Here is an 8464-nt window from a genome sequence, read left to right as displayed (position 1 = left end):
CTGCTGGGCTGCGCGGGGGCGAACTACGAGGGGGTGGGCCGGCGCTGTCCGTCCTGCACCGTGGAGCCCATGCCCACGTCCCTGCCTCCGGGGACGTTCCTCGAGTACCGCATCGACACGCTCCGCTTGAAGAACCTTCGCGTGACGTTCACGGTCCTTCGGGAAACGTCGTCGGAGCGCTGGGTCGAGGCGCGAATGCAGCGCAGGGCCCGGCTCGAGAAGCGGTGGCAGGCACTCTACGAACGGCCGCTGATCTTCGTCATGAAACGCCAGCCCCTGACCGGTGAAATGCAGAACCACCCCATCGACACCCGGGTGGCCACCGACGAACCCCGTCCTCGGGACGCCGGATGGAACTTCCGGTCGCGGACGTCCACGCCCATGAGGCTCGAAGTCAACGGCAAGACCTTCGAATGCCAGGAGTATGCCTATTACATCCGGCCCGGCGACGAAGCGCGGGGGTGCATTCAGGCAAAGGATCCCCGCATCCTGTTCGCGGGTGGAGCATTCTTCCTGGAAGAGCGCTTCATGGCCAAGGAGCAACCCTCCTTGCGGATCAAGCTCCTGAACATGGGGCAAAGACCCGTTGAACCCACGAGTGGACTCATCGCACTCCGGTCCACCCAATCCGCTGTCTATGAGCAGGCCGACGGGGCACGCGTCACCCATCTCTGGACGACAGGAGATTCGCGCGTGCGCCATGTCCATCAAGTCGAGTCACATCTCGCCCCCCCGCTGTCTCGCTATTACGAATGGGAGGGGACCCTGCTGGAAGTCATGATCGCGCTGGCGGAAGAGAGCGAGGGCCCCTACCACCCCCAGGCTGACTCCGACGCGCGCCAGGACCTTCAAGTCGGCAACACCCTGGTTCGGGTCTTTCAACGCAGCCTTCGCAGCGAGGATGGAGGGCATGTGCCTTCCGATCTCACCAGCACCTACGCGGAGGACCCATGGCAACTGGAGGATGCGCCCATCTGGCTCCGCCACCAGCCATTGGAGGCACAGGGCACCTATGGCGGCGCCCCGGTGCATTACTGGCTGAAGGAATGGAAGTAGCCGCTCCTCCTGATACTTCGTCTTCGGGTTCCGAGCCATGGCCATCCCATCCAGCACCTGTCATCCGCCCTGAGCCACCGCACGGAAGGTCACCTGGAACGCAATGTGTTTGCGTGCGCGAGACATCAACCGGTAGACGTGCCCCGCCTCATCCAGTTTCTCCAGGCTCATGTAATCGCCGTACGTGATGAACTGGGCAATGCGCCAGATCTCCGAGACGAACTCAGGCCCCGCGGGGCCGGTGACAACGTGGTTCCCGCCGTCCTCCATCGTCCGCTTCCAACCGGGTTTGAGGAGGAAGTCGAGTTCGATGGAGACGCCTTGCAGGGAGCTCTCTTCCCAGGTGCGCGCCATCGTCGCGGCGCGGGCCACGACGTAGCCCCCCATCCCCACGGACGGCTCGAACTCGTACAGGGCGAGTTCACCCGCGAGGACCTTCTGCGTCCAACCGGCATCCAATGCCCACTGCGCGCAGCTCTCGGCGGCTCCGTCCATCCCTGCTCGCCATTCGCGGATGTCGAAGAGCACGTTCTGCGTCCCGAGCCTCTCAAGGGACCATCCCTCCGCACCCTGGAAGTCCAACCAGACGGTTTCGCGGGTGGGCAGGACCAGTTCCAACTGCAGGAACATCTTCTCCCGATCCATCCGTACGCCCGTGACCTCGGCGTCGTGGACCGGCACGTTCAGGAAAGCCATCGTGGGGAACAGTCTGTCACCCAACGGCCCCACACGGGGAAGAGCCGGCGTAGGCTCCCTGTCCATGAGCGCTTCCGTCCACTTCCGCACCTGCAATCTCTGTGAAGCCATGTGTGGCGTGCGCATCGAAGTGGCGGACGGGCGCATCACGTCCATCAAGGGCGATTCGGAGGATCCATTCAGCCGGGGGCACATCTGTCCCAAGGCCGTGGCGCTCCGCGACCTGCACGAGGACCCGGACCGGCTCCGCCACCCCATGAGGCGCACCGCTTCCGGCTGGGAGCGTGTGTCCTGGGAGGACGCGTTCCGCGACATCACGCAGCGGCTCCATTCCATCCAGAAGGAGCATGGGCCGAACGCCGTGGGCGCGTACCTGGGCAACCCCAACGTCCACAACCTGGGCGCGATGATGTTCGGCCCCCAGCTCCTTCGCGCGCTGCGCACACGCAACCGGTTCTCCGCCACCTCCGTCGACCAGCTCCCCCATCAGCTCGCGGCCCACCTCATGTTCGGGCATCAGCTGCTGGTGCCCATCCCGGACATCGACCGCACGCGGTACATGCTCATGCTGGGCGCGAACCCGCTCGCGTCCAATGGCAGCCTGATGACGACACCGGACGTGCGCGCCCGGCTGCGTGCCATCCAGGAGCGTGGCGGCAAGGTCGTCGTCATCGATCCCCGCCGCACGGAGACCGCGGGCATCGCCGACCAGCACATCTTCGTCCGGCCCGGCACCGATGCGCTCGCCCTCTTCTCCCTGCTGCAGGTCGTGCTGGAGGGAAACGCGCACCGCATGGGCCGGCTCGCGGCGTTCGTGGACGGGCTGGACACCGTGCTGCCGCTCGTCCGCGACTTCCCTCCGGAGCGCACGGCGCCTCACACGGGCATCGCGCCGGATGTGCTTCGCGGCATCGCCCGGGACTTCCTCGCCGCGGACGGGGCCGTCTGTTACGGGCGCGTCGGTGTGTCCACGCAGCCGTTCGGTTCGCTCTGCCAATGGCTCATCAACGTCCTCAACATCGTCACCGGCAACCTGGACCGTGAGGGCGGCGCGCTCTTCACCCTTCCTGCCTTCGACCTCATTGGCGGGCCTCGCGCGTTCGGCGTCAGTCCTGGCAGCCATGGCCGCTGGAAGAGCCGGGTGCGAGGCCTGCCGGAGTCCTCTGGAGAGCTTCCCGTCGCCGCGCTCGCGGAGGAGATCCTCACCCCGGGCGAGGGCCGCATCCGAGCGCTCATCACCCTGGCCGGCAATCCCGTGCTGTCCACGCCCAATGGCACGCAACTGGACACCGCGCTGGGACAGCTCGACTTCATGGTGAGCGTGGATCCGTACCTCAACGAGACCACTCGCCACGCGCACTACATCCTGCCGCCCACGTCCCTGCTGGAGCGCGGGCACTACGACCTCGTCTTCCATGTACTCGCCGTGCGCAACACGGCGAAGTATTCGCCGCCGGTGTTCCCGGCCGGTCCGGACTCGCGTCAGGACTGGGAGATCCTCCTGGAGCTCCAGCACCGGCTGGAGACCCTGCGCAAGGGGCGGAGCGTTCGCGCGCTGCTCCAGTACCAGGCCCTCAAGCGCATGGGGCCAGAGCGCATCCTCGACCTGGGCCTTCGCATGGGGCCTTATGGCTCGCGCTTCCATCCGCTCAAGAAGCACGGCCTGTCGCTCGCGAAGCTTCGCGCCGCTCCGCATGGAATCGACCTGGGACCGATGAAGCCCAGCCTGCCCGGCCGGCTCCGCAACCGCGCCAAGCGCATCCAATTGGCGCCGGAGTTGCTCGTCGCGGACGTGGCCCGGCTTCGCGCAGCGTTCCCGGACGACGCGGCACCTCGCGAAGGCGAACTGCTGCTGATTGGCCGGCGGCATCTGCGCGATAACAACTCGTGGATGCACAACGCGCCGGGGCTCATGAAGGGCCGTCCCCGCTGCACGCTCATGGTCCACCCGGACGACGCCTCACGCATAGGGCTCGCGGATGGCGCCAACGCCACCATCCGCTCGCGCGTGGGAGAGATCACCGTGCCCGTCGCCGTCACCGCCGACGTGATGCCTGGCGTAGTCAGCCTGCCGCACGGTTACGGCCACCAGCGCCCAGGCATCCGACAGCAGGTCGCCAGCGCGCATGCGGGCGCCAGCATCAACGACCTCACGGATGATCAGGCGCTGGACGTCGTCAGCGGCAACGCCGCGTTCAGCGGAACACCGGTCCAGGTCCGACCGGCCTGAGCCTCCGAACGTCCGGGGTGTACACCGCCGGTCTGACGCGGTTCCTCGAAACCTGTCCGACTGTCGGACAAGTTCATCCGCCCGGATGGGGAGAAGGCCCTCCGGCCACGGTTCGCCAAGACCTGTCCGACAGGATTCCGCCGTCCGGCTGGAACGCCGCCCCCGGCAACGGTTCACCAGAACCTGTCCGACTGTCGGACAAGCCTCCACTGCTCAGTTGAGGCGGGGCTCCGGTCACGGTTCTCCAAAACCTGTCCGACTGTCGGACTGGTTTTCGCCGCCTGAATAGGGCGGCAGCCCCGGCCGCGATTCCCCGAAACCTGTCCGGCAGTCGGACTGGTATCCGCACTCTGGATGGAGCCGAGTCCTCGGCAACGGTTCTCCAGAACCTGTCCGACTGTCGGACAGGTCTCCGCCACCTGGCTGAAGTGGCGGCCCGGCGGCGGCCATCCAGAACCTGTCCGACTGTCCGACAGGTTTTCGCCGCTCGGCTGAAGGGGTGGTCTGGCTACGGTTCTCCAGAACCTGTCCGACTGTCCGACAGGTTTTCGCCGCTCGGCTGAAGGGGTGGCCCGGCTACGGTCCTCCGGAACCTGTCCGACTGTCCGACAGGTTTCTGGAGGTCGCCGCCGCCAGGGTGCCCCTGCGGGAACTCTCACCTTCTCATGGAGACTCCAGGCCCGAGGGCATGGGAACAGCCTGACGGATGCAGTGGACCTTCGCTTGCATCAGGGCCAGGGAGTTCACGGCGAGCTTGTTGTCACGGGTGCCGCTCTCCCGGCGTCCCTTCTGTCAGGGCGCTGGCGAGCGCGGCGATGTGCCGTTCGTCGGTGCCGCAACACCCTCCGAGCAGGCGCGTGCCGCACTCCACATGGACGCGCGCCATCTCCCTTGCGAAAGCGTCCGGGGTCTCGCTGTCGAGCTCCGCGCGCCCTTCGAGTTCCTCGGGCGAGAGGCGAGAGGTATTGGCCTGCAGGCCCACCACCCGCGCGCCGAGGGCGGGTGAGGCGGCCAGCTGGCGCGACAGGCCCTCGCGGAAGATGGAGGGGTGGACGCAATTCACCATGTACGCGGTCGGGCGCGCGCCGGGCAGGGCGTCGATGCGCGCCACGGCCTCGGCCAGCGGGGTTCCGTCGAGCAGCGTGCCGGTGGGACGGAGGATGAAGCTCAGCAGGAACGGCGCCCTCGTGCGCGCCATCGCCAGGGCGAGGCCTTCGGCCTCCGAGAGCGCCGGCAGCGCCTGGGCCACGAGGAAGTCCACCCCGGCGCGCGCGAGCGCCTCCACGTGCGGTGCGTGGAAGGCCGCGGCCTCCTCGCGTGGGAGTGCTTCCTCGGGCCGGTAGGCATCCCCGCGACACCCGACGAGCCCTCCGATGAACACGCCCTCCCCCCGGCCGCCGACCTCATCGCGCAGGCCTGCCAACAGCCCCACCGCCTCACCGAAAACGTCTCGGCCAGCAAGGCCCGCTCGCGCGAGCCGTTCCGCGTTCGCGCGCCAGGTGGGCGTGAGGAGGAGCGTGGGCAGGCCGTGGCGCAGGCCGATGTCACGGTAGTCGCGGTAGATACCGGCGAGCGCCTCGCGTCCCTCCGGATTGAAGAGGAGACCCGCGTTGGCCACGTGCGGGTCCAGCAGTCCCGCGGGGTGGCGGCGCAGGCGCTCGACCACGGAGCCCTCGGTGAGCACCCGCAGGGCCTCGTGCAAGGCTCGAAGAAAAGCTGCGTGGTTCGCCAGGCCACCCATCAGCGCGCTCCCGCCATCGTCGGCATCATCGGAAACCTCGCCTCTCAGTTGTACTGGTTGCGTCCTGCCATGACTCCGCCGTCGACATCCCAGATGGCTCCGGTGACCCATGAAGCCTCGTTCGACAACAGATGGGCAATGGTCCGTGCAACCTCCTCCGCACGACCCACGCGGCCCATCGGATGGAAGCCATTGAACCCCTGGAGCGTACCGTGCACCTGCTCCTTCGGGATGAAGCCCTCGTAGATGGGGGTTTCGACGACCGCTGGCGAAACCGCGTTGACGCGGATGCCATGGCTGGCCAACTCCATCGCCAGGTGCTGCGTCAGTGAATGAAGTCCTGCCTTGGCCATCGAATAGGCCGAGGAGGGAGTGGCCTGGATGGCCTGCCGGGCCCACATCGAGCCGATGTTGACGATCGCGCCCCCCTTGCCCATGGCGACCATGGATTTCACGACGGCCTGCGTGAAGAAGAAGACCGCCTTGTTGAGGTCGAGGTACAGGTCGTAATCGCGCTCCTCGTGCTCCAGGAAGGCCTTCGGCAGGAAGACGCCCGCTGCGTTGACCAGCAGCGTCGCGTCGGCGTGGTCCCTTTGAAGTTGGGTCAACAGCGCCTGTCTCTCGGCACTTGAGGTGATGTCCGCGCGGAGGCCGTCCACGGGACCGAACGCGGCCAACTCCGTGACGGCGGCCTGGAGCTTGTCGTCTCGATGCCCGATGACAACAGCTCGCCCGCCCTCCGCGAGGACGAATTGGGCCACGGCCTTTCCCATGCCGCTGGTACCGCCCACGACGCCGAGCTTCACGTGACCCCGGCGGCGGTCGGGCAGCTCGTGCGAAGCCTCGAGGAGGCGCTCGGCACGCCGCTGTTCCACCGGGGCACGAGCGGACGGAAGCGGCTCGTCCTCACTGAAGCGGCCCAGCGGGCGCTGCCAGACATCCGCGCGGGCTTCGAGCGGCTGAGCGTCGGCGTCGCGCGGCTGAAGGAGAACTCGTCGGCCGGTGTGCTGACCGTGACGGGCAGCCCTGCCTTCGCGGCCAAGTGGCTCCTGCCACGCCTCGAGCGGTTCCAGGCCGCATGGCCGGAGCCGGACGTGCGGCTCGATGCGTCCACCGAGCTGCTCGACTTCGCCGCGCGCGGGGTGGATGTCGGCGTGCGCTACGGAGCTGGGAGCTGGCCCGGGCTGGTCGCTGAAAAGCTTCTCGGCGAGGAGGTCCATCCCGTCTGCTCACCGGCGCTCTTTCGGCAGACCCGCCGTCCGCGCCGGCCGTCGGACCTGCGCGGCCTCCGGCGCATCCATGACCGGTCCGTGGATGCGCGCCTGGGATTCGCCACGTGGGATGCATGGCTCGAGAAGGCGGGCGCGAAGGACGTCGAGACAAAGCGAGGCCTGCGCATCAACAACTCCGCCACGGTGTTGCAGGCGGCCATCGTTGGGCAGGGAGTGGCGCTGGCCCGCAGCATCATGGCGCATGACGACCTCGCGGCCGGACGGCTGGTGCGCCTGTTCCCGGAGGTCGAGTTCCCCTCCGTGCTCGCCTACTACGTCGTCTACAGACCCGAGTGCGCCACGCTCCCGAAGCTGGTGGCGTTTCGCGACTGGCTCGTTCGCGAGGCGTCCGCGCGCCAGGCCCTGACGGACAGGACCTAGCGGTACACCGGCGCGGGCAGCACGGGCGGCACCACCGGCGCGGCGGCGGCCACCTTCGCCTTCGCGCGCCACACCAGCGGCGTGAGCGCTCCCACCAGCACGAACACCGCCTGCACCGTGTGCGCGAGCAACGCGATGGACATCGCCTTCGCGGCCGTCGTTCCCATTGCTCCGGCCGCCAGCGAGAACATGCCGTCCGTCACGCCCACCTGCCCCGGCACCAGTGAGCCCATCGCCAGCGCCACCAGGTAGAGCCCCTGCGTGAACAGCGCCTGCACCAACGTCGTGTCGATCCCCACCGCGTGCGCCAGCACCGCGTACTGCATCACCTGCAACACCCGGCTGCCCAGGAACGCCATCATCGGCCGCCACGGACACAGCCCTCCGGCGCACACCGATGCCTGGAACGCCTCCGCGTGCTCGCCCCACTTGCCGCACCGCCTGCGCATCCAGGCGCCCAGCCGCTTCGCCCGCAGTCCCGCGCGCACGCCCAGCGACGCGAGCAGCAACACGACGCCGTGCACCAGCATCGCCACCGTGAACGCGCTCCAGCCCGTCATCAGATAGGCCGCCAGCGCGCACGGAAAGGAGATGAGCCCTCCGGCTCCCAGCGACGCGGACTGCGACGTGGCCGCTGCCGCCGTCGCGGATGCGCCTCCCGTGTATGGCGTCAGCAGCGTGGCCTTCGTCGCCTCCGCCGCCGCTCGGCCCGCGGGCGCCATGCTCGACACCGCGGTTCCAATCAGCTGCGCTCGTACCAACACCGACAACGGCACCTGCCGTGCACGCGCGCCATAGGACAGTCGCGTCGCCGTGGCGTCGCACGCCTGCCGTCCCATTTCGATGAACACCACCCAGGGGAGCAGCGGCAGCGCGTCCAGGAGCGTGGTCTTCAGTTCGCTCGCGCCTGCCTTGTGCACCAGGGCCCCCAACATCCCCAGGCCGCCCATCGCGAACACCGGCTTGAGGACCGTCAGCAGCCTGCGTCTCCAGACGCACGGTGAGGCGGAAAGCCCCTCCCCAGCGGCGGCCCCCGGCCCGGCCAGGGCCCCTTCGTGGTGCACGTTGCTCACACTCGACCTCCTCGCC

At 68.2% G+C, this 8464-nt stretch carries 7 protein-coding genes; 3 read left to right on the top strand and 4 right to left on the bottom strand.

Annotation, left to right across the window (positions count from 1 at the left end; translation table 11 throughout):
* On the top strand, positions 1-1056 hold a 1056-nt coding region (locus tag D7V80_RS38880), incomplete at its 5' end, for a hypothetical protein (protein WP_233586057.1).
* 60 nt (positions 1057-1116) lie between these two features.
* On the opposite strand, the gene D7V80_RS38875 is transcribed toward D7V80_RS38880, so the two are convergent.
* The gene (locus D7V80_RS38875) at positions 1117-1752 is read right to left on the bottom strand and encodes a hypothetical protein (protein ID WP_147447364.1); all 636 of its coding nucleotides are present in this window, start codon (positions 1750-1752) and stop codon (positions 1117-1119) included.
* A 64-nt stretch (positions 1753-1816) separates the two neighbouring features.
* On the opposite strand from D7V80_RS38875, the gene D7V80_RS38870 reads away from it, so the two are divergent.
* Positions 1817-3982, top strand: a complete 2166-nt coding sequence (locus D7V80_RS38870) for a molybdopterin oxidoreductase family protein (protein ID WP_120592851.1) — start codon at positions 1817-1819, stop codon at positions 3980-3982.
* 760 nt (positions 3983-4742) lie between these two features.
* On the opposite strand, the gene D7V80_RS38865 is transcribed toward D7V80_RS38870, so the two are convergent.
* Positions 4743-5723 carry a homocysteine S-methyltransferase family protein gene (locus tag D7V80_RS38865; protein WP_120592850.1) on the bottom strand — a complete coding sequence of 327 codons (981 nt, stop codon included), beginning with the start codon at positions 5721-5723 and terminating at the stop codon, positions 4743-4745.
* 44 nt (positions 5724-5767) lie between these two features.
* Positions 5768-6496 carry an SDR family NAD(P)-dependent oxidoreductase gene (locus D7V80_RS38860; protein WP_370452611.1) on the bottom strand — a complete coding sequence of 243 codons (729 nt, stop codon included), beginning with the start codon at positions 6494-6496 and terminating at the stop codon, positions 5768-5770.
* A 60-nt stretch (positions 6497-6556) separates the two neighbouring features.
* Here D7V80_RS38860 and D7V80_RS38855 point away from each other — a divergent pair, with 60 nt between their 5' ends.
* Positions 6557-7375 (top strand): LysR substrate-binding domain-containing protein, encoded by an 819-nt coding sequence (locus D7V80_RS38855; RefSeq protein ID WP_233586055.1) that lies wholly within the window; start codon positions 6557-6559, stop codon positions 7373-7375.
* Here D7V80_RS38855 and D7V80_RS38850 read toward each other — a convergent pair.
* Positions 7372-8448, bottom strand: a complete 1077-nt coding sequence (locus D7V80_RS38850) for a lysylphosphatidylglycerol synthase domain-containing protein (RefSeq protein WP_199738971.1) — start codon at positions 8446-8448, stop codon at positions 7372-7374. The two genes, D7V80_RS38855 and D7V80_RS38850, sit on opposite strands and share 4 nt — an antisense overlap.
* Positions 8449-8464 lie beyond the last annotated feature (16 nt).

The organism is Corallococcus sp. CA054B, from assembly GCF_003611625.1.
Taxonomy (GTDB): Bacteria; Myxococcota; Myxococcia; order Myxococcales; family Myxococcaceae; genus Corallococcus; species Corallococcus coralloides.
Note: the sequence above shows the minus strand (reverse complement) of the source record. Positions and strands in the feature narration are given on the sequence as shown.